Below are 19,272 nucleotides of genomic sequence, written 5' to 3'. Positions count from 1 at the left end.
GATGGAGTCGATGCGCATGGCGGTGTCCTGCTGGAGACCGCCATGCTAGGGCGCCGCCGGTGGGCGGCGATTGATGCAGGTCAAGCCCGCCCGGTTCCGCGGGGCGGGGCGAGGGTCACTTCTGGTTGGGAACCTCGAAGCCCAGCCTGCCGACCTGCTCCGGGTGCTGCGGCACGCGCTTGAGCTTGTCGGTATTGACCTCGTAGCGGTCGCGCAGGCGCTGCGCAAGCTGCCGGTACAGCGCGGCGTCCATGTCCGGCTCGCGGGCGAAGATCCATGCCATCTCGCGGCCCGGGTAACCGATCAGCGCCCAGGAATAGTCCGGCGCCACTTCCAGGATGCGCGAGTGGGTCGGCACCACCTTGTAGAACCACGTACGCCAGCGGCGGTTGCCGCTGTCCTCGTCCACGCGCGCGCGCAGGTCGATTTCCTCTTCCGGCGCATCGAAGCCATCGCGGTACTGGTAGCGGATGGAGACGCGGTCGCCGCCGCGCAGGCTGTAGGTGTTGATGCTGGCGACATGGCCGCGCTCGACGAAATTCGGAACCCGTCCGATCACGTACCAGCGGCCCATGAAGCGTTGCAGGTCGATCGGGCCTTCGGCGACGCCCCTGGCTTCGACGGCCGCCGGTGCGGCGTCCTGCGCGAGGGCCGGCGCCAGCGGCAGGGTCAGGCTCAGCAACAAAGCGGACAGGAACGCAGGGATGGGTCGCATTGCGGGGCGGAGCGCCTTGATGGGTGACGCCAGCATGTTCGATGGGCGGCGATGGATGCGTCAATGCCCGGTCGCAACCCCTGAGATGGACGACCGGCAGCATGCGCCTGAACCCGTTACCGGAGCGTGTCATGGCCGAGTCGTCCCGCAGCAATACCGTCGAATATCCCGATCCGCGCGTGTTGCGCTGCGTCAGGCAGGCCGTGCTTGCCGGGCTGGCCTTGGTGCTGGTGTGGCCGGCGATGCGCGGCAGCAGTGTCTGGATCGGCTGGCTGCCGTTGTGGCTGCTGGGCATGCCGCTGAGCGCGTGGTGGGCGCTGTACCGGTTCCGCCTGCCGGCGGCATGGCGCATGCGGCCACGGGCGGCGGGCAACCGGCAACGGCCGCAGGCCCGGCGCCTGCGCCGTCCGCGCCGCGGTACGGCGGTGCGGGCGGCCTGACCTTCGACAGGGGAAGGCGGCACCGGCGCTGTGCTAGCGTTCGCGGCTTATGACCGCATGGAGCCATCATGTCCCGATTCACTTCCGCCTGCCTTGCCGCGGGTTTGATTTCCGCAAGCCTGTCCGGGGCCGTCATGGCCGCTGACGCCGACCAGGACAAGTACGCCTGGCTGGAGGACGTCACCGGCGACAAGCCGCTGGCCTGGGTGAAGGAGCAGAACGCCAAGGCCGAGGCCCGGCTGGCGCAGAGCCCGCAGTTCAAGCAGATGGAAGCCGGCATCCGCCAGGTGCTGGATTCGGACGCCAAGATCCCCGGCGTCGAGAAGATCGGCGACTACTACTACAACTTCTGGAAGGACAAGCAGCACGAGCGCGGCGTCTGGCGCCGCACCACGCTGGTGGAGTACCGCAAGGCCGAGCCGCTGTGGGAAACCGTGCTGGACCTGGATGCGCTGAACAAGGCCGAGGGCGAGAACTGGGTGTGGCACGGCGCCAACTGCCTGCGCCCGGAATACACCCGCTGCCTGATCGCGCTGTCGCGCGGCGGCGCCGATGCCGACGTCACCCGCGAATTCGACATCGCGAAGAAGGACTGGATCAAGGACGGCTTCTTCCGTCCGGAAGCCAAGGGCGGCCTGGGCTGGATCGACCGCGACAACGTGTTCGTCTATACCGATTTCGGCGATGGCACGATGACCACCTCCGGTTATCCGCGCGTGGTCAAGCGCTGGAAGCGCGGCACGCCGATGTCCGCGGCCACCCCGGTGTACGAGGGCACGCCGGAGGACATGTACATCGCGGCGATGCATGACGACACGCCGGGCTTCGAGCACGACTTCGTCAGCCGCACCATCGCCTTCTACAACAACGAATTGTTCCTGATCGGCGCCGATGGCGCGTTGACGAAGATCGACGCGCCGAACTCGGCCGAGAAGGCCGTGCGCCGCCAATGGCTGACCCTGGAACTGCGCGAGCCGTGGACCGTGGGCGGCAGGACCTATGCCGCCGGCTCGCTGCTGGCGACGAAGTTCGACGACTTCATGGCCGGCAAGCGCGAGTTCGACGTGCTGTTCGCGCCGACCGACACCACCTCGCTGGCCGGCGCGGTGTGGACGAAGAACTATGTCGTGCTGAACGTGCTGGACGACGTCAAGAACCGCCTGCAGGTGCTGACGCACGGTGCCGATGGCTGGACCCGCAGCGACTTCACCGGCGCCCCGGCGTTCGGCACCATCGGTGTCGGTGCAGTGGACCCGGACGAAAGCGATGCGGTGTGGATGACCGTCACCGACTACCTGACCCCGACCACGCTGGCCCTGGCGCAGATCGGCCAGCAGCCGGAAGTGCTCAAGACCATGCCGGCGTTCTTCGATGCCAGCGGCAAGGTGATCGAGCAGCACTTCGCCACCAGCAAGGACGGCACCCGCGTGCCGTACTTCGTGGTGCACGACAAGGCGATGAAGCTGGACGGTTCCAACCCGACCCTGCTGTATGGCTACGGCGGCTTCGAGATCTCGCTGACCCCGTCCTACTCCGGCGGCATGGGCCGTGCGTGGCTGGACAAGGGCGGCGTGTACGTCGTGGCCAACATCCGCGGCGGCGGCGAGTACGGCCCGCGCTGGCACCAGGCGGCGCTGAAGCAGAACCGCCACAAGGCCTACGAGGACATGGCGGCGGTGGCGCAGGACCTGGTCAGCCGCCGGATCACCTCGGCCAGGCACCTGGGCGTGCAGGGCGGCAGCAACGGCGGCCTGCTCACCGGCAACATGCTCACCCAGTACCCGGAGCTGTTCGGTGCGGTGGTGGTGCAGGTGCCGCTGCTGGACATGAAGCGCTACAGCCACCTGCTGGCCGGCGCCTCGTGGATGGCCGAGTACGGCAACCCGGACACGGCCGACTGGGAGTTCATCAAGACCTTCTCGCCGTACCACCTGTTCGACGCGAAGAAGAATTACCCGCCGGTGCTGTTCACCACCTCCACCCGCGACGACCGCGTGCATCCGGGCCATGCCCGCAAGATGGCGGCCAAGATGATCGACGCCGGCAAGAACGTGACCTACTACGAGAACATCGAAGGCGGCCACGGCGGCGCGGCGAACAATGCGCAGGCCGCGCACATGTCGGCGCTGGCCTACAGCTTCCTGTGGGAGCAGCTCAGCAGGAAGTGACAGCAACAGGATGCAGGCGACAACGCCGCCGCAAGGCGGCGTTGTCGTTTGGAGGGAGAAAATCTCCTCGCTCCGGAAAAACTGCAGGCACTACCAGGATGTATCTGGAGGAAAGCCCCCCGGGTCAGGGGGCGCGCCGAAGGCGCGGGGTGCGGCAAGCGAAAGACGGGGCCCGCGGTTTGCAGCGCGAATCGTGGGGTGTCAGCGCGAAGCGATGACCTGTCCCCAGCTCTCCAGCCCACGCCCGATCCGCGCCACCGCTTCCTGCAGCCGCGCCACCTCCTGGGTATAGGCGATGCGCACGTGCTGGCCTGCGCGGTGATGGCCGAAGTCCAGCCCGGGCGTGAACGCCACGTGCTCGGTTTCCAGGAAATGCGCACAGAACGCCTGCGCGTCGTCGGTGAATGCGCTCACGTCGCAGTACAGGTAGAACGCGCCCTGCGGTTCGACGTCGATGCGGAACCCCAGTGCGCGCAGCGCCGGCAGCAGGTAGTCGCGGCGCTGGCGGAACTGCTCGCGGCGCTGCTCGAAGACCGCGATGGTCTCCGGCTCGAAGCAGGCCAGCGCCGCGTGCTGGGCCATCGACGGCGCGCTGATGTACAGGTTCTGCGCCAGCTTCTCCAGTTCGGGAACCGCGCGCTGCGGCGCCACCAGCCAGCCCAGCCGCCAGCCGGTCATGCCGAAGTACTTGGAGAAGCTGTTCAGCACGAAGGCCTCGTCGTCCACTTCCAGCACGCTGGGCGCGTCGAAGCCATAGGTCAGGCCGTGGTAGATCTCGTCCACCACCAGGTGCCCGCCGCGCGCTTTCAGCGCGGCCGACAGGGCGGCCAGCTGCGCGGCATCGAGCGTGGTGCCGGTGGGGTTGGCGGGCGAGGCGACCAGCGCGCCGACGCTGGCGGCGTTCCAGTGCCGCTCGACCAGCTCCGGGGTGAGCTGGTAGCCGCTGTCCGGGCCGACCGGGACCAGTTGCGCGGCGCCTTCCACCAGCCGCAGGAAATGGCGGTTGCAGGGATAGCCGGGATCGGCCAGCAGCCAGTGCCGGCCGGGGTCGACCAGCAGGCTGGAGGCCAGCAGCAGGGCGCCCGAGCCGCCGGGCGTGACCAGGATGCGCTCGGGGTCGATGTCCAGCCGATGGCGGCTGCGGTAGAAGCCGGCGATGGCCTGGCGCAGCGCCGGCAGCCCGCGCGCGGCGGTGTAGCGGGTATGGCCGGCGGCCAGCGCGGCCTGGCCGGCGCGCACGATGGGCTCGGCGGTGGTGAAATCGGGCTCGCCGATCTCCAGGTGGATCACATCGAAGCCGGCCTGTTCCAGCGCGTTGGCGCGCGCCAGCAGCGACATGACGTGGAACGGGGCGATTTCGTGGCTGCGCCGGCTGTAGCCGGACGGCGTGGGGGCGGGGGCGTTCATCGCCGACATCATAGGCCGCCCGCCGCAGTCGGGTGGCCTGCGCTCCCATGGCACACTGTCGGCCATCGCCCGGGCGGCAGCGTGTCGTCCACGGAGCCCGTGCCATGAAACCCGCCCTTTGCCTGTTGGTCGCAAGCCTGATGATGAATACCGCCGTCGCCACCCCGCCCGTTCCGCCCGATGCCGAAAAGCGTCCCCACCCGGTCAAGGCGCCGTTCGGCGCGGTCCGCCAGGACGAGTACTACTGGCTGCGCGACGACGAGCGCAAGGACCCGGCGATGCTGGCCTACCTCACTGCCGAGAACGCCTACACCGACGCGCTGATGGCGCCGCTCAAACCGCTGGAGGAGACGCTCTACGCCGAGATCGTCGGCCGCATCAAGCAGGACGACGCCAGCGTGCCGTACCGCGAGCGCGGCTACTGGTACTACACCCGCTACGAGACCGGCAAGGACTACCCGGTGCACGCCCGCCGCAAGGGCGACATGCAGGCGCCTGAGGAAGTGCTGCTGGACCTGAACGCCATGGCCGAGGGCAAGGGCTATTTCGCCGTCGACGACATGGAAGTGAGCCAGGACAACCGCCTGCTGGCCTGGGCCGAGGATGACGTCGGCCGCCGCCAGTACGCGATCCGGTTCAAGGACCTCGCCACCGGTGAACTGCTGCCGGACGTGATCCAGGGCGTGTCGCCGAACGTGGTGTGGGCCGACGACAACCGCACCCTGTTCTACGTCGAGAACGACCCGGAGACCCTGCTCACCGTGCGGGTGAAGAAGCACGTGCTGGGCACGCCGGCCAGCAGCGATGCGCTGGTCTACGAGGAAGACGACGACAGCTTCTACATGGGCGTGGGCCGCACCCGCGACGACCGCTACATCACCATCGGCGTGGACAGCACCGTGTCCTCGGAGCTGCGCTATGCGCCGGCCGCCGACCCGGCCGTGTTCACCGTGCTGGCGCCGCGCGCGCGCGACGTGGAATACGACGCCGACCATTTCGACGGCCGCTGGGTGATCCGCACCAATGCCGATGGCGCGACCAACTTCAAGCTGGTCACCGCGGCGGACGGCGCCACCGCACGCGCGCAGTGGCAGGACTGGGTGAAGCACGATCCGCAGGTGCTGGTGGAAGGCTTCGAGCTGTTCGACGGCTATACCGCCATCGCCGAACGCGCCGAGGCGCTGGAGCGCGTGCGCCTGCTGTTCGCCGACGGCCGCAGCGAACTGGTCAAGGCCGACGAACCGGCGTATTCGATGGGCCTGTCGGTCAACGCCGAGCCGGAGACCGACTGGCTGCGCTACAGCTACACCTCGCTGACCACGCCGGCCACCACCTACGAGCTCAACGTGAAGACCGGCGAGCGCCGCCAGCTCAAGCAGCAGCCGGTGATCGGCTACGACCCGTCGCTGTACCAGACCGAGCGCGTGTGGGTGGCGGCGCGCGACGGCGCGAAGGTGCCGGTGTCGCTGGTCTATAAAAAGGGTTTCAAGAAGGACGGCAGCGCCGCGCTGTACCAGTACGCCTACGGCAGCTATGGCATGTCGATGGATCCGTACTTCAACCAGAGCGTGGTCAGCCTGCTCGACCGTGGCATGGTCTACGCCATCGCCCACATCCGCGGCGGCGAGGAGATGGGTCGCCACTGGTACGAGGACGGCAAGCTGCTGCACAAGCAGAATACCTTCAACGACTTCATCGACGTCACCCGCGCGCTGGTGGCGCAGGGCTGGGCGGCGAAGGACCGCGTGGCCGCGTCCGGCGGCAGCGCCGGCGGCCTGCTGATGGGCGCGGTCGCCAACCAGGCGCCGGGCGACTACCGGGTGATGGTGGCGCAGGTGCCGTTCGTGGACGTGGTCACCACCATGCTCGACGCCAGCATCCCGCTGACCACCAACGAGTACGACGAATGGGGCAACCCGGAGCAGAAGCCGTACTACGACTACATGCTCGGCTATTCGCCGTACGACAACGTGCGCGCGCAGGCCTATCCGGCACTGTTCGTCGGCACCGGCCTGTGGGATTCGCAGGTGCAGTACTGGGAGCCGGCCAAGTGGGTGGCGCGCCTGCGCGACGTCAACACCGGCACGCATCCCATCGTGTTCCGCACCAACATGGAGGCCGGCCACGGCGGCAAGTCCGGCCGTTTCCAGCGCTACCACGAGCTGGCCGAGTCCTACGCGTTCGTGCTGTCGCAGCTGGACGTGGCGCACTGACGGCGCCCGCGCCCATGCCGGAACCGTCAACGCCCCCGGAGCCACGCCCGGTGCGCCTGCGCTGGGCCTGGTGGCTGCTGGCCTACACCAGCCTCGGCGTGGGCATCGTCGGCATCTTCGTGCCGGGGCTGCCGACCACGGTGTTCGTGTTGATCTCGGCCTGGGCCGCCTCGCGCGGTTCCGAGCGCCTGCACCGCTGGCTGCTGACCCACCCACGCTTCGGCAAGGCCATCGCCGACTGGCAGGCGCACGGCGCGGTCAGCCGCAAGGGCAAGTGGATGGCCACCGCGACCATGCTGGCCTGCGCGCTGATCATGCTCTGGTGCGTACCGCTGGCCTGGGTGAAATGGTTCTCGATCGGCAGCATGGCCTGCGTCTGCGCCTGGCTGTGGACGCGCCCGCTGCCGCCGCAGGCGTGATGCCGGCCACTGGCGGGGAGTGTTGATGAATCGCCGGCATGGCCGAGGCCGCCAGCCGCGGCCGGCCCTGCATGCCAGTGGCTATACTCGGGCCATGAACAAGACGTCCCGTCCCCTGATGCTCGTTGCAGCCGCAAGCGCGCTGCTGGTCCTCACCGCCTGCGGCAACAAGGGGCCGCTGGTGATGCCGCAGAAGCCGGTACCGGTGGAAGAGCAGGAAGTGAAGCCGGCCGACGCGCCGCCCGTCGGCCAATCCGGAGCCGGCAATCAGGCACAGGACCAGAAGGCCGACGGCCACGATCATGAATAGGCCGGCGGCACCGCGCCTGCGTTTCACCAAGATGCATGGCGCCGGCAACGATTTCGTGGTGCTGGACCTGCGCGACGGTACGCCGCCGCCGGATGTGGACCTGGCCGCGCGCATCGCCGACCGGCATCGCGGCGTCGGCTGCGACCAGATCCTGACCATCGAGCCGCCGCGCGATGCCGCTTCGGTGGCGTCCTATCGCATCTGGAACTCCGACGGCTCCACCTCGCAGCAGTGCGGCAACGGCGCGCGCTGCGTGGCCGCCTGGCTGGTGCGCGACGGCGCGGCGCAGGGCGATGAATTCCTGATCGACAGCCCGCTGCGCACGCATGCGGTGCGCCGGCTGGACGGCGGGCATTACGCCGTGGCGATGGGGCAGCCGGAATTCGAACCGGCGCAGATCCCGCTGATCGGTTTCCCGCGCGCCCGCGACGAATACGTGGTGCCGCTGCAGGGCGAGAACGTTCGCTTCGGTGCGGTATCGATGGGCAACCCGCACGCGGTGCTGGAGGTCGGCCTGATCGACGCGGCGCCGGTGGAGCGGATGGGGCCGCTGCTGCAGCAGCACGCTTCGTTCCCGGAGTCGGTGAACGTCGGTTTCGCCCAGGTGCTGGACAATGGCCACGTGCGCCTGCGCGTGTTCGAGCGTGGCGTCGGCGAAACCCTGGCCTGCGGCAGCGGCGCCTGCGCCGCGGCGGTGGTGCTGATGCAGCGCGGACGGCTGGCGCGCGACGCGGTGGTGTCGCTGCCCGGCGGCGAGCTGCGCATCCAATGGCCGGCCGACGACGCGCAGATCGTGATGTCCGGCCCGGCGGCCTTCGTATTCGATGGAGAGTGGATGGGATGAACGACACCCTGGAGAAAATCGGCGCCCATGAAGTCGCGGCCTGGCTGCGGCGCCATCCCGGCTTCCTCAAGCAGTTCCCCGACCTGGCGCTGACCCTGGTGGTGCCGCGCGACGACGGCCCGACCGCGTCGCTGGCCAGCTACCAGCTGGAAGTGCTGCGCGACAAGAACCGCGAGCTGTCGCGGCGGCTGGCCGACCTGGGCGTCAACGCGCAGGTCAACGAGCGCCTGGCGGTCCGCACCCACCAGCTGACCCTGGCATTGATGCGGCAGACCAGCGCCGCCGACACGCTGCGCGCGATGGCCGCCTCGCTGGAAGAGGATTTCGCCGGCGACCTGGTGCGCATCGTCAGCCTGCAGCCGGTGCCGGAGCTGGAACAGGCGCCGTGGCTGCAGGTCATCGCTTCCGGCGATGCGCGGCTGGCGCCGTTCCACGATTGCCTGCAGGACGGCGAGCCGATCTGCGGCCGCCTGCAGCCGGAGAAGAACGAGGTGCTGTACGCCGAGCGTGTCGGCGAGGTGCTGTCCACCGCGCTGTTGCCGCTGCCGGGCGTCGGCCTGATCGCGGTCGGCAGCCACGATCCGAACCGCTTCTATCCCGGGATGGGCACGCTGTTCCTGCGCATGATGGGCGAGTCGCTGGTGGTGGCGCTGCAGCGCTTCCGCGGCGGCTGAGGCGTAAGCGGCGATGGACGCCGTCGAAGCGTTTCTTTCCTACCTGCAGGTCGAGCGGCGCATGTCGGCGCATACGCTCGACGCCTACCGGCGTGACCTCACCGCGCTGGCGCAGTGGTGCGACGCGCAGGGCGCCGGCGCACCACGCGCGCTGGCGACCGACCAGTTGCGCGAGTTCATCGCCGCCGGGCACAGGCGTGGCTTGTCGCCGCGCAGCCTGCAGCGGCGCCTGTCGGCGATCCGCAGCTTCTACGCCTGGCTGCTGAAAAATGGCGCGATCGACAGCAGCCCGGCGGCCGGACTGCGCGCGCCGAAGGCGCCGCGCAAGCTGCCGCAGGTGCTCGATGCCGACGAAGCGGTGCAACTGGTCGAACTGCCGACCGATGCGCCGCTGGGCCTGCGCGACCGCGCGCTGCTGGAACTGTTCTATTCCTCCGGCCTGCGCCTGAGCGAGCTGTGCGCGCTGCGCTGGCGCGATCTCGACCTGGCCAGCGCGATGGTGCTGGTGCGCGGCAAGGGCAACCGCGAGCGCACCGTGCCAGTCGGCTCGCACGCCATGGCGGCGTTGCAGGCGTGGCGCAAGGACAGCGGTGGCGGCACCGACAAGCCGGTGTTCCCGGGGCGCGGCGGCGGCGCGATCAGCCAGCGCGCGGTGCAGATCCGCATCCGGCAGCTGGCGCAGCGGCAGGGGCTGTTCAAGCACGTGCACCCGCACATGCTGCGGCACAGTTTCGCCAGCCACATCCTGGAATCCTCCGGCGACCTGCGCGGCGTGCAGGAACTGCTCGGCCACGCCGACATCGCCACCACCCAGATCTACACGCACCTGGATTTCCAGCACCTGGCCAAGGTCTACGACGCCGCGCACCCGCGCGCGAAACGGCGCAGCCCCGCCGAGCCGGACTGAGTCCCGGCGTTTCCGCAAGCGCGGGAGCAGGCAATGCGATGTCCGGATATGGCCGGCGGGCGTGCCATGCGGGCGGCATCCTGCGGGCGTCTCCCCATCAACCACTACGCCATGGCCGACTTCCTGCTTTCCGGCATCGATCCTGCGCCGCTGCAGCCCCTGTTCGATCTCGACGATGCCGGACTGGCCGCGCATGGCGCGGTGCGCCGCATCGCCGACAGTGCGCGCGGCTTCCCGTGCCGGGTCAGCCTGTGCAATGCCGCCGTCGGTGAGGAACTGCTGCTGTTGCCCTACTGGCACCAGCCGGCGGCCTCGCCGTACCGCGCCAGCGGGCCGGTCTTCATCCGCCGCGGTGCGGTACCGGCGCGGCTGGCGGCCAACGAGCTGCCGCCGTATGTCGCGCAGCGGCTGGTTTCCGTGCGCGCCTACGACCACGGCGACTGCATCGTGGCCGCCGAGGTGGTGGAGGGCGGACAGGCCGGCAGCTGGCTGCGCGCGCAGTTGTACGATCCGCGCGTTGCCTACGTGCACCTGCACAGCGCCCGGCATGGCTGCTATCTCTGCCGCGCCGACCGGGTGGGGTGATGTGTGCCGGCAGTGCTTCCCCGCCGGCACCGGCGACAGGATCAACCGGTGAAATAGAACATCCCCTTGGCCAGCAGCACGATGCCGAGCATGTGGCAGAACACGCTGACGTGGATGCGCTGGAAGCGGCGGGCGATGCGTTCGCCATGGCCGCGCGTGCGCATCGCCACGATGAAATGACCGAGCACGCTCAACGCCAGCGCGATCTTGAGCGCCAGCATCAGCGCGAAGCTGCTGGCCAGCGGCTGCGCCAGCGCCGCGCGGTAATGCCAGGCCATGCCCAGGCCGCTGGCATACAGCAGCGCCAGCACCCACGGCATCAGCCGGCGCGCGCGCTGGGCGACCGCCGATTCGACGCGCCGCTTCACTCCAGCCGGTACGCGCTCCAGCGCGCTGCCGAGGATCAACACCTCGAAGAACACCGCGCCGACGAACATCACGGCGGCGAACAGGTGGGCGATGAGCAGCAGCGGGTAGGGAAGCACGGGGTTCCTCGCGTGGCCGGGCCACGCCGCCATGATCGGCCTGCCGGCCCGGCCGCTGCTTGACCTGAATCAAGCCGCGGCGGCTTCGCCGGGGATGCTTGAACCGCCCGGCGCTGCCCCCATTGTTGCCGGGACACCCCGGAGGCCTCCCAATGGATCCCAGCCAGAACCCGAATGTTTTCCATGCCACCACCATCTGCTGCGTACGTCGCGGCGAACACGTGGCGATCGCCGGCGACGGCCAGGTCACGCTGGGCCACACGGTGATGAAGGGCAATGCGCGCAAGGTGCGCCGGCTCGGTCGCGACGGCCAGGTGCTGGCCGGTTTCGCCGGCGCGGCGGCCGATGCCTTCACCCTGTTCGAACTGTTCGAGGCCAAGCTCGAGAAGCATGGCCAGCTGACCCGCGCGGCGGTGGAACTGGCCAAGGACTGGCGCACCGACCGCCGCTACGGAAAGCTCGAGGCGCTGCTGGCCGTGGCCGACAGGGAAACCTCGCTGATCATCAGCGGCACCGGCGACGTGATCGAGCCGGAGGACGGCATCATCGCGATCGGCTCCGGCGGCTCCTACGCGCTGAGCGCCGCGCGCGCGCTGCTCAAGCACACCGATCTGGATGCGCGTGGCGTGGCCACCGAGGCGATCAACATCGCCGGCGGCATCTGCATCTATACCAACACCAACGTGGTGGTGGAGGAACTGTAAGGCGGTAGTGCCGGCCGCTGGCCGGCAACCGCAGCGTTCCCGACCTGCCGAGGCTGCCGGCCAGCGGCCGGCACTCCCCCCGAATTCGTGAGCACATCCATGTCGAAGATCGAAGTCTCCTCCGCCACCATGACCCCGCGCGAGATCGTGCAGGAACTGGACCGGCACATCGTCGGCCAGCACGACGCCAAGCGCGCGGTCGCCATCGCCCTGCGCAACCGCTGGCGCCGCATGCAGCTGCCGGCCGAACTGCGCAACGAGGTGATGCCCAAGAACATCCTGATGATCGGCCCCACCGGCGTCGGCAAGACCGAGATCGCGCGCCGCCTGGCCACGCTGGCCAACGCGCCGTTCGTGAAGGTCGAGGCCACGCGTTTCACCGAGGTTGGCTACGTCGGCAAGGACGTGGAGCAGATCGTCCGCGACCTGGCCGACACCGCGGTCAAGCTGTACCGCGAACAGGCCAAGGTGCGCGTGCGCACCCAGGCCGAGGAGAAGGCCGAGGACCGCATCCTCGATGCGCTGCTGCCGCGCCGCAGCGTCGGCATCGGTTTCGACGCCGATGCCGCGCGCAACGAGCCGTCGGCGCAGGACAATGAAACCCGCATCAAGTTCCGGCGCATGCTGCGCAACGGCGAACTGGACGAACGCGAGATCGAGCTGGAAGTGGCGGCCAACGTCAGCATGGACATCATGACCCCGCCGGGCATGGAGGAAATGGGCCAGCAGCTGCGTTCGATGTTCGCCAACCTCGGCAGCGGCAAGTCGAACAAGCGCACGCTGACGATCAAGGCCGCGCGCCCGCTGCTGGTGGAAGAGGAGGCCGGCAAGCTGGTCAACGAGGACGACATCCGCAGCGCCGCGATCGAGGCCTGCGAGCAGCACGGCATCGTGTTCATCGACGAGATCGACAAGGTCGCCAAGCGCGGCGATTCCAGCTCGTCTGGTGGCGATGTCTCGCGCGAAGGCGTGCAGCGCGACCTGCTGCCGCTGGTGGAGGGCTCCAACGTGTCCACCAAGTACGGCACGGTCAAGACCGACCACATCCTGTTCATCGCTTCCGGCGCGTTCCACCTGGCCAAGCCCAGCGACCTGATTCCGGAACTGCAGGGCCGCTTCCCGATCCGCGTGGAACTGGGCGCGCTGAGCAAGGACGACTTCGTGCGCATCCTCACCGAGCCCAAGGCGGCGCTGACCAAGCAGTACGAAGCGCTGCTGGCCACCGAAGGCGTCAAGGTGAGCTTCACCGCCGATGCCATCGACCGGCTGGCCGAGATCGCCTTCCAGGTCAACGAGCGCCAGGAGAACATCGGCGCCCGGCGCCTGCATACGGTGCTGGAGCGGCTGCTGGATACGCTCAGCTACGAGGCCCCGGACCGCGACGGCGAGACCCTCGCCATCGATACCGCGTATGTCGACGGCCACCTGGGCGAGCTGGTGCAGGATCCGGACCTGAGCCGCTACATCCTGTAAACGGACCGCATCGACGGAAACGGCGCCCTCGGGCGCCGTTGTTGTTCATGCCGGTGTCGTCAGACGCGTCCGGCGGCCGGGTACAGTTCGGCGTTCTCGCGTTGCAGGCGTTCGAACAGCGCCCGCAGCACGGTATTGGCGTCGCGGCGGAATCCTTCCGGATCGGCGGCCAGCCGCGCCGGTACCCGCCATTGCCTGACGAAGCCGGCGAACGCTTCGGCCAGCCCCTGCATTTCGATCCGGTAGCGTTCGCTCATCGCCGCCACGTCCGCCTTGCCGCAGCGCGCCAGGGTCGGGTAGAGCACCTGGTCTTCGGCTGCCAGGTGGAACTTGATGTGGCTGGCGGTGCAGGTGATCAGCTGGCCGATTTTCTCGGCATTCTCGCGCACGCCTGCGCGCGCCAAAGCCCGCAGCGCGTCGATCTGTTCCAGGATCCGCGCGTGGTCGTGGTGGTATCGCTGTATGTCCATCGCCTGTCTGTCTGCCTCTCTTCCGGCCCCATGCCGGTCGCGCCGTGCATCGGCCCGGGCGTCGCGAACTTGAGCCGGCATGCGCGCGGCATGCAGCGGGCAGTCATCAAGGTGCAGGAGGCGGCGCTTTGCCGGCCCGTGAACCGCGGCCCGGACTGCACCCATGGCGGCGATGCCGGGTCAGGCGTCCCAGCCGGCGCTGTCGGCTTCGTCCGGGAACACGCCCGGCTGGAAGACTTCCTCGCGGACATAGGCCTGCAGCACCACGTCCATCACCATCAGGCCGTCGCGTTCCAGGTCGTACTCCTCCGGCTGGGCCATGGCGTTGTACAGCGCGCCGGTCAGGCTGATGTGCAGCATGCGGCTGGCGGTGGCGGCGTCGACGCCGGCGCGGAGCTGGCCCAGGTCGCGCGCCCGCTCCAGCGCGCGGGTGACCATGTCCAGTTCCTCCTGCGAGTTCTGGCGCTGCATGGACTGGATGCTCTGGCTCTCGCTGGACTGTTCGCAGCGCAGCAGGATCTCCATCAGGCTGCGCTGGCGCGGATCGCCGGCCAGTTCGGCCAGCGAGACGCGGATGACGGCGCGCAGGTCCTGGACCGGCGTCTGCCGCTGCGGCGCGTAGGTGCGCTGCAGGCGCTGCACGAAGGGCATGCGGTCGCGCTCGATCATCGCTTCCAGCACTTCGGTCTTGTTCTTGAAGTGCCAGTACACCGCGCCGCGGGTATAGCCGGCGCGCGCGGCGATCATCGCCAGCGTGGTGGCGACCACGCCGTGTTCGTGGAAGCAGGCCACTGCCGCGTCGAGGATGCCCTCGCGGGTGGCCTGCGCGTCTTCTTTGCTCTTGCGTGCCATTGCGCTGCCGTTGTGCACAGCCCATGTGAAACATGTCTGAATTCTAGCAATTTACAAACAGACATGCATGTATGTATCCTTTCGCGCTCTTTTCCCGTCATCCGATCGCGGTAATGTGCGTGGGTTTTCCGCGCGCGCCGCTGCTGGCCGCCTGCTCCCGCCGGAGCGGAGCAGGCCAGGTCGCATGGCTTCTCCCTCTCTGCGAGTCTTCCCGCCATGAGCCGATCGATTCTCCGCCCTGTCCTCCTGTCGTTGCTGGTCGCCGGTGCCCTGGCCGCCTGCGGGGGGCAGCCGCCGCAGCAGGCCGGCGGCCCCGGGCAGGTCACCGTGGTCACCCTCAAGGCCGAGCCGGTCACCCTGACCCGCGAACTGGCCGGCCGCGCCACCGGTTACCAGGTGGCCGAGGTGCGCCCGCAGGTCAACGGCATCGTCGCCAAACGCCTGTTCACCGAAGGCAGCCTGGTCAAGCAGGGCCAGCCGCTGTACCAGCTCGATGACGCCGCCTACCGCGCCCAGGCCAACAGCGCCCGCGCGCAGCTGGCCCGCGCCGAGGCCAGCGCCAGCGCCGCGCGCCTGGCCGCGCGCCGCAGCAGCGAACTGGTCAAGAGCCGGGTCATCAGCGTGCAGGACGACGAGAACGCGCAGGCCCTGTGGAAGCAGGCCGAGGCCGACGTCGGCGCCGCCCGCGCGACGCTGGACGCGGCCAACGTGACCCTGGGCTACGCCCGCATCACCGCGCCGATCAGCGGCCAGATCGGCAAGTCCACGGTCACCCAAGGTGCGCTGGTCAGCGCCGGCCAGGCCGATGCGCTGGCCACGATCAACCAGCTCGACCCTATCTACATCGACGTCAGCCAGTCCTCGGCCGAACTGCTGCAGCTGCGCCGCGAACTGGCCGCCGGCCGCCTGCAGGGCGCGTCCGAACTGCCGGTGGACATCGTGCTGGAAGACGGCAGCCGCTACGCGCACAAGGGCACCCTGGAATTCTCCGAGGTCAGCGTCGACCCGGGCACCGGCAGCTATGGCCTGCGCGTGCGCGTGGAGAACCCCGACCAGGTGCTGATGCCGGGCATGTTCGTGCGCGCGGTACTGGGCAGCGGCGTGCGCCAGGATGCGCTGCTGGTGCCGATGCAGGGCATCGCCCGCGATCCCAGGGGCAACACCAGCGCGATGGTGGTCGACGGCGAAGGCAAGGTCGCGCTGCGTCCGGTCACCGTCAGCCGCGCCATCGGCGACAAGTGGCTGGTCGAGGACGGCCTGAAGGCCGGCGACAAGGTCATCGTCGAGGGCCTGCAGAAGATCGGCCCGGGCATGCCGGTGCAGGCCACCGAGAAGGGCGCCGAAGCCGCCAAACCCGCCGCGCCGGCCGCGCCGGCGGCCAAGCAGTAAGCGGAGACATCCATGGCTCGCTTCTTCATTGATCGACCCATCTTCGCGTGGGTCATCGCCATCATCATCATGCTCGCCGGCGCGCTGGCGATGCTCAAGCTGCCGATCTCGATGTACCCGGAGGTCGCGCCGCCCGCGGTATCGATCTCGGCCAACTATCCGGGCGCTTCGGCCAAGGTGGTCGAGGACTCGGTGACGCAGATCATCGAGCAGAACATGAAAGGCCTGGATGGGCTGATCTACTTTTCGTCCAACAGTTCCTCCAACGGCCAGGCCAGCATCACCCTGACCTTCGAGAGCGGCACCAACCCGGACATCGCCCAGGTGCAGGTGCAGAACAAGCTGCAGCTGGCCATGCCGCTGCTGCCGCAGGAAGTGCAGCGCCAGGGCATCAACGTCGCCAAGTCCAGCTCGGGCTTCCTCAACGTCGTCGGCTTCGTGTCCGAGGACGGCAGCATGGACGAGCACGACATCTCCGACTACGTCGGCTCCAACGTCCTGGACCCGCTCAGCCGCGTGCCGGGCGTGGGCTCGATCCAGGTGTTCGGCGGCAAGTACGCCATGCGCATCTGGCTGGACCCGAACAAGCTGCAGACCTACCGGGTCTCGGTGGACGAAGTGACCGCGGCGGTGCGCGCGCAGAACGCGCAGGTGGCCGTGGGCCAGCTGGGCGGCGCGCCGGCGGTGAAGGGCCAACAGCTCAACGCCACCATCAACGCACAGGACCGCCTGCAGACCCCGCAGCAGTTCCGCGACATCGTGCTGCGCACCGAGGCCGACGGCTCGACGCTGAAGCTGGGCGACATCGCGCGCGTGGAGCTGGGTGCGGAAACCTACGACTTCGTGACCCGCTACAACGGCAAGCCCGCTTCGGGCCTGGCCGTCACCCTGGCCACCGGCGCCAACGCGCTGGATACCTCCGAGGGCGTGCGCAAGACCCTGGACGAGCTGGCGGCCAACTTCCCGCGCGGCCTGAAGGCGGTGATCCCGTACGACACCACGCCGTTCGTGAAGGTGTCGATCAAGGGCGTGGTCAAGACCCTGCTCGAGGCGATCGTGCTGGTGTTCCTGGTGATGTACCTGTTCCTGCAGAACTTCCGCGCCACGCTGATCCCGACGATCGCGGTGCCGGTGGTGCTGCTGGGCACGTTCGGCATCCTCGCCGCGCTGGGCTTCTCGATCAACATGCTGACCATGTTCGCCATGGTGCTGGCGATCGGCCTGCTGGTGGACGACGCCATCGTGGTGGTGGAAAACGTCGAGCGCATCATGTCCGAGGAAGGGCTGTCGCCGCTGGAAGCCACGCGCAAGTCGATGGGCCAGATCACCGGCGCGCTGGTCGGCATCGGCCTGGTGCTGTCGGCGGTGTTCGTGCCGATGGCGTTCATGAGCGGCTCCACCGGCGTGATCTACCGCCAGTTCTCGGCGACCATCGTCTCGGCGATGGCGCTGTCGGTGCTGGTGGCGATCGTGCTGACCCCGGCGCTGTGCGCGACCATGCTCAAGCCGCTGAAGAAGGGCGAGCACCACGTCGCCCACCGCGGCCTGGCCGGACGCTTCTTCAACGGCTTCAACAACGGCTTCGACCGCACCAGCGGCAGCTACCAGCGCGGCGTGCGCGGCATCCTGGCGCGGCCGTGGCGGTTCATGGCGGTGTTCCTGGCGCTGGCGGTCGCGATGGGCCTGCTGTTCGTGCGCCTGCCCAGTTCGTTCCTGCCCAACGAGGACCAGGGCATCCTGATGGCGCTGGTGCAGGCGCCGGTGGGCGCCACCCAGGAACGTACCCTGGAATCGATCTACAAGCTGGAAGACCACTTCCTGCAGAACGAGAAGGACGCCGTTGAATCGGTGTTCTCGGTGCAGGGCTTCAGCTTCTCCGGCATGGGCCAGAACTCGGGCATGGCCTTCGTCAAGCTCAAGGACTGGAAGGACCGCGGCGCCAAGGACGGGGTGGGGCCGATCACCGGCCGCGCGATGGCCGCGCTGGGGCAGATCAAGGACGCCTTCATCTTCGCCTTCCCGCCGCCGGCGATGCCGGAGCTGGGTACCGCCTCGGGTTACACGTTCTTCCTGAAGGACAACACCGGGCAGGGCCACGATGCGCTGGTCAACGCGCGCAACCAGTTGCTGGGCATGGCGGGCAAGAGCGGCAAGCTGGCCAACGTCCGCCCCAACGGCCTGGACGACACCCCGCAGCTGCGCCTGGACATCGACGTGGCCAAGGCCGGCGCGCACGGGCTGTCGCTGGATGCGATCAACAGCACCCTGGCCACCGCGTGGGGTTCGAGCTATGTCGACGACTTCATCGACCGCGGCCGGGTCAAACGCGTCTACATGCAGGCCGACGACGGCTTCCGCATGAACCCGGAAGACTTCAACCTGTGGACGGTGAAGAACAGCGCCGGGCAGATGGTGCCGTTCTCGGCCTTCGCCAGCCAGCGCTGGGACTACGGTTCGCCGCGCCTGGAGCGCTACAACGGCGTCTCCGCGCTGGAAATCCAGGGTGAGGCCGCGCCGGGCGTGGCCTCGGGCGATGCGATGCAGGAAGTGGAGAAGCTGGCCAGCCAGCTGCCGCCGGGCTTCAGCATCGAATGGACCGCGGTGTCCTACCAGGAACGCGAGGCCGGTTCGCAGACGCCGCTGCTGTACACGCTGTCGCTGCTGATCGTGTTCCTGTGCCTGGCCGCGCTGTACGAAAGCTGGAGCGTGCCTACCGCGGTGCTGATGGTGGCGCCGCTGGGCATCCTCGGCGCGGTGCTGGCCAACACCATGCGCGGCATGGAGCGCGACGTCTACTTCCAGGTGGCGATGCTGACCACGGTGGGCCTGACCTCGAAGAACGCGATCCTGATCGTCGAGTTCGCCAAGGAGAACCTGGAGAAGGGCGCGGGCGTGATCGAGGCGACGATGCACGCGGTGCGCGACCGCCTGCGGCCGATCGTGATGACCTCGCTGGCGTTCGGCCTGGGCGTGCTGCCGCTGGCCATCGCCTCGGGCGCCGGTTCGGGCGCGCAGCGCGCCATCGGTACCGGCGTGCTGGGCGGCATGATCGCCGGCACCCTGCTGGGCCTGTTCTTCATCCCGCTGTTCTTCGTGGTGGTGCAGCGCCTGTTCAACCGCCGGCGCCTGGCCGGGAACGGGGAATCGCCGCAGGCGTGATGACCGATGCGGGGCCGGCGGCACGCCGGTACCCTCGCTGAAACGACAACGCCGGGGC

18 protein-coding genes are annotated in these 19,272 nt (G+C 68.8%); 13 read left to right on the top strand and 5 right to left on the bottom strand.

The window, feature by feature from the left end:
- Positions 1-115: 115 nt before the first annotated feature.
- Positions 116-715: a lipocalin family protein gene (locus tag ABB22_RS11185; protein WP_055772418.1), complete on the bottom strand. Its 600-nt coding sequence runs from the start codon at positions 713-715 to the stop codon at positions 116-118.
- 131 nt (positions 716-846) lie between these two features.
- Between ABB22_RS11185 and ABB22_RS11180 the strand changes: the two genes are divergently transcribed.
- Complete coding sequence (locus tag ABB22_RS11180; RefSeq protein WP_055772414.1) at positions 847-1,155, top strand: hypothetical protein; 309 nt, start codon at positions 847-849, stop codon at positions 1,153-1,155.
- Between the two features lie 68 nt (positions 1,156-1,223).
- The gene (locus ABB22_RS11175; protein WP_057505218.1) at positions 1,224-3,323 is read left to right on the top strand and encodes a prolyl oligopeptidase family serine peptidase; all 2,100 of its coding nucleotides are present in this window, start codon (positions 1,224-1,226) and stop codon (positions 3,321-3,323) included.
- Between the two features lie 201 nt (positions 3,324-3,524).
- Here ABB22_RS11175 and ABB22_RS11170 read toward each other — a convergent pair whose 3' ends face one another.
- The gene (locus ABB22_RS11170; protein WP_152984145.1) at positions 3,525-4,730 is read right to left on the bottom strand and encodes a pyridoxal phosphate-dependent aminotransferase; all 1,206 of its coding nucleotides are present in this window, start codon (positions 4,728-4,730) and stop codon (positions 3,525-3,527) included.
- Positions 4,731-4,834: 104 nt separating this feature from the next.
- On the opposite strand from ABB22_RS11170, the gene ABB22_RS11165 reads away from it, so the two are divergent.
- From ABB22_RS11165 to ABB22_RS11135, 7 genes are all read left to right on the top strand, one after another.
- Positions 4,835-6,943 carry a S9 family peptidase gene (locus tag ABB22_RS11165; protein WP_057505216.1) on the top strand — a complete coding sequence of 703 codons (2,109 nt, stop codon included), beginning with the start codon at positions 4,835-4,837 and terminating at the stop codon, positions 6,941-6,943.
- Positions 6,944-6,957: 14 nt separating this feature from the next.
- Positions 6,958-7,362 carry a YbaN family protein gene (locus ABB22_RS11160; RefSeq protein WP_200911409.1) on the top strand — a complete coding sequence of 135 codons (405 nt, stop codon included), beginning with the start codon at positions 6,958-6,960 and terminating at the stop codon, positions 7,360-7,362.
- Positions 7,363-7,456: 94 nt separating this feature from the next.
- Positions 7,457-7,672 (top strand): LPS translocon maturation chaperone LptM, encoded by a 216-nt coding sequence (gene lptM, locus ABB22_RS11155; protein ID WP_057505215.1) that lies wholly within the window; start codon positions 7,457-7,459, stop codon positions 7,670-7,672.
- The gene (gene dapF / locus ABB22_RS11150) at positions 7,665-8,516 is read left to right on the top strand and encodes a diaminopimelate epimerase (protein WP_057505214.1); all 852 of its coding nucleotides are present in this window, start codon (positions 7,665-7,667) and stop codon (positions 8,514-8,516) included. Before lptM ends, dapF begins: the two co-directional genes overlap by 8 nt.
- On the top strand, positions 8,513-9,190 hold the full coding sequence (locus ABB22_RS11145; RefSeq protein ID WP_055772398.1) for a DUF484 family protein: 678 nt from the start codon (positions 8,513-8,515) through the stop codon (positions 9,188-9,190). The genes dapF and ABB22_RS11145 overlap by 4 nt, the downstream gene beginning before the upstream one ends.
- A 13-nt stretch (positions 9,191-9,203) precedes the next feature.
- Positions 9,204-10,097 carry a tyrosine recombinase XerC gene (xerC, locus tag ABB22_RS11140; protein ID WP_055772395.1) on the top strand — a complete coding sequence of 298 codons (894 nt, stop codon included), beginning with the start codon at positions 9,204-9,206 and terminating at the stop codon, positions 10,095-10,097.
- 111 nt (positions 10,098-10,208) lie between these two features.
- On the top strand, positions 10,209-10,682 hold the full coding sequence (locus ABB22_RS11135) for a DUF1203 domain-containing protein (RefSeq protein WP_055772392.1): 474 nt from the start codon (positions 10,209-10,211) through the stop codon (positions 10,680-10,682).
- A gap of 41 nt (positions 10,683-10,723) precedes the next feature.
- Here ABB22_RS11135 and ABB22_RS11130 read toward each other — a convergent pair whose 3' ends face one another.
- A complete protein-coding gene (locus ABB22_RS11130; RefSeq protein WP_200911408.1) occupies positions 10,724-11,167 on the bottom strand; it encodes a CopD family copper resistance protein in 444 nt (147 codons plus the stop codon).
- A 152-nt stretch (positions 11,168-11,319) separates the two neighbouring features.
- Between ABB22_RS11130 and hslV the strand changes: the two genes are divergently transcribed.
- Complete coding sequence (gene hslV, locus ABB22_RS11125; protein WP_055772387.1) at positions 11,320-11,871, top strand: ATP-dependent protease subunit HslV; 552 nt, start codon at positions 11,320-11,322, stop codon at positions 11,869-11,871.
- A gap of 99 nt (positions 11,872-11,970) precedes the next feature.
- The gene (hslU, locus tag ABB22_RS11120) at positions 11,971-13,344 is read left to right on the top strand and encodes an ATP-dependent protease ATPase subunit HslU (protein ID WP_055772384.1); all 1,374 of its coding nucleotides are present in this window, start codon (positions 11,971-11,973) and stop codon (positions 13,342-13,344) included.
- A gap of 59 nt (positions 13,345-13,403) precedes the next feature.
- Here the strand turns inward: hslU and ABB22_RS11115 are convergent, their stop codons facing one another.
- Complete coding sequence (locus ABB22_RS11115; RefSeq protein WP_057505213.1) at positions 13,404-13,814, bottom strand: hemerythrin domain-containing protein; 411 nt, start codon at positions 13,812-13,814, stop codon at positions 13,404-13,406.
- Positions 13,815-13,994: 180 nt separating this feature from the next.
- Entirely contained in the window at positions 13,995-14,666 is a 672-nt protein-coding gene (locus tag ABB22_RS11110; protein ID WP_057505212.1) for a TetR family transcriptional regulator, read from the bottom strand.
- A 216-nt stretch (positions 14,667-14,882) separates the two neighbouring features.
- Here ABB22_RS11110 and ABB22_RS11105 point away from each other — a divergent pair, with 216 nt between their 5' ends.
- Positions 14,883-16,055, top strand: a complete 1,173-nt coding sequence (locus tag ABB22_RS11105; RefSeq protein ID WP_055772375.1) for an efflux RND transporter periplasmic adaptor subunit — start codon at positions 14,883-14,885, stop codon at positions 16,053-16,055.
- A gap of 12 nt (positions 16,056-16,067) precedes the next feature.
- Positions 16,068-19,214 (top strand): multidrug efflux RND transporter permease subunit SmeE, encoded by a 3,147-nt coding sequence (smeE, locus tag ABB22_RS11100; protein WP_055772372.1) that lies wholly within the window; start codon positions 16,068-16,070, stop codon positions 19,212-19,214.
- Positions 19,215-19,272 lie beyond the last annotated feature (58 nt).

The organism is Stenotrophomonas nitritireducens (assembly GCF_001431425.1).
GTDB lineage: Bacteria > Pseudomonadota > Gammaproteobacteria > Xanthomonadales > Xanthomonadaceae > Stenotrophomonas > Stenotrophomonas nitritireducens.
Note: the sequence above shows the minus strand (reverse complement) of the source record. Positions and strands in the feature narration are given on the sequence as shown.